This is a genomic window from Zoogloea oryzae, from assembly GCF_030161255.1.
In the GTDB taxonomy this organism is placed as follows: Bacteria; Pseudomonadota; Gammaproteobacteria; order Burkholderiales; family Rhodocyclaceae; genus Zoogloea; species Zoogloea oryzae.
Genome location: NZ_BSPX01000206.1, coordinates 1 through 1,177, shown reverse-complemented (window position 1 = coordinate 1,177; position 1,177 = coordinate 1). Strand labels below are relative to the sequence as shown.

The window sequence follows — 1,177 nt, the reverse complement described above, 5'->3', positions numbered from 1 at the left end:
TGGCGACGGCCTCGACGGCCTCGCCGGAGCGCAGCGCGCCTTCGCGCAGGCGCAGCGGCCGCTCGCCCAGCTTGCCGGCCTGCACCTGCCCGTCGGGCGTCACGCAGGCCTTGGCGCTGACGCCCGACAGATCGGTGCTGAGCCAGTGGGCCTTGTCGGCGCCCTTGGCGCTGGCCGCGCCTTCGCCCCACACCTCCACGCTGTCGAAGGCCGCCGGCACCTGCTGAAGGGCCAGCTGGGTGACCGTCTCGCCGAAGGTGAATTGATGGTCGGCGCTGCCCGACTTGGGCGTGGCGCAGTGGATCTTGCCGGCGCCGTCGGCAAACAGCCCGGCACCGCACAGGGTGGCCAGCCCGCGCAGGTGGCCCAGGGCGGTGGGGCCCCGGTGCAGGGCCCAGGCGGAAAGCTCCGGCCCCTTGGCGATGGTGCCGGCGGTGGCGCCGGCCTTGCCGATCAGATCCTTGATGATGAAGTCGGCCGAGACGCTCTCGTAGGCGCCCTCCACCTCGGTCTGGCCCAGACGGGTGAAGGCGCCGTGGGCGACGATGCGCTGGCCGGTTGTGCCGGCCTCCACCGCGGCCACGGTGCCGGTGAACACTGCCACCATGCCGCTGCCCACGTCCAGCTTGACCTCCACCGGGTCGCCGGAGGCGGGCGGCAGGCCGTCGGCCAGCTCGATGAAGCAGTGGGCGGCGGGGCCGTCCATGTCGAGCTCGACCCGCAGCTGCAGCAGCTGGCGGGTGGATTCGCTGGCCGTGCTGCTGGCCGTGGCGCCGCCCACCTGGATGCGGAACGCGGTGCGCGGGGTGGCGGGTTTCATACGTCCAGCCCCTGGCGCCGGGCGGCGTCGCGTAGCAGCGCCACGAGGGCGTCTTCCAGCTGGCGCGGATCGCGGCCGGCGGTGTCGGTGGCCTCGCCGCCAAGGGCGACGGTTACGTTGAACTGGTTGGTGACGCGCGGGGTGTCGGTGGCCATGTCGGAGGGCGCGTCCCGGCCGGCGGGCAGGGCCGCGTCGGTGAGCTGCCAGGCCTTGTCGAGCACCGGGTCCATGGCCTGCATCACCCGGGTCAGGGCCGGGTTGCGGGGGAGCAGGCTGGGGGCAGCCGTGCCGTGGCTGAGGGTGGGCGACGGGGCGGCGGCGTCGGGCTCCGGTTCGGCGAGCGGGGCGGCTTCGTCA

Annotated in this window: 2 protein-coding genes; both read right to left on the bottom strand. The window is 74.3% G+C overall.

Annotated features, from left to right (window positions below; all coding sequences use genetic code 11):
* A partial coding sequence (locus tag QQK25_RS23060) for a hypothetical protein (protein WP_284190056.1) occupies window positions 1-820 on the bottom strand: 820 nt, incomplete at its 3' end.
* Window positions 817-1,177: hypothetical protein (locus QQK25_RS23055; RefSeq protein ID WP_284190055.1), on the bottom strand; the 361-nt coding region annotated here is incomplete at its 5' end. The genes QQK25_RS23055 and QQK25_RS23060, both read right to left, overlap by 4 nt.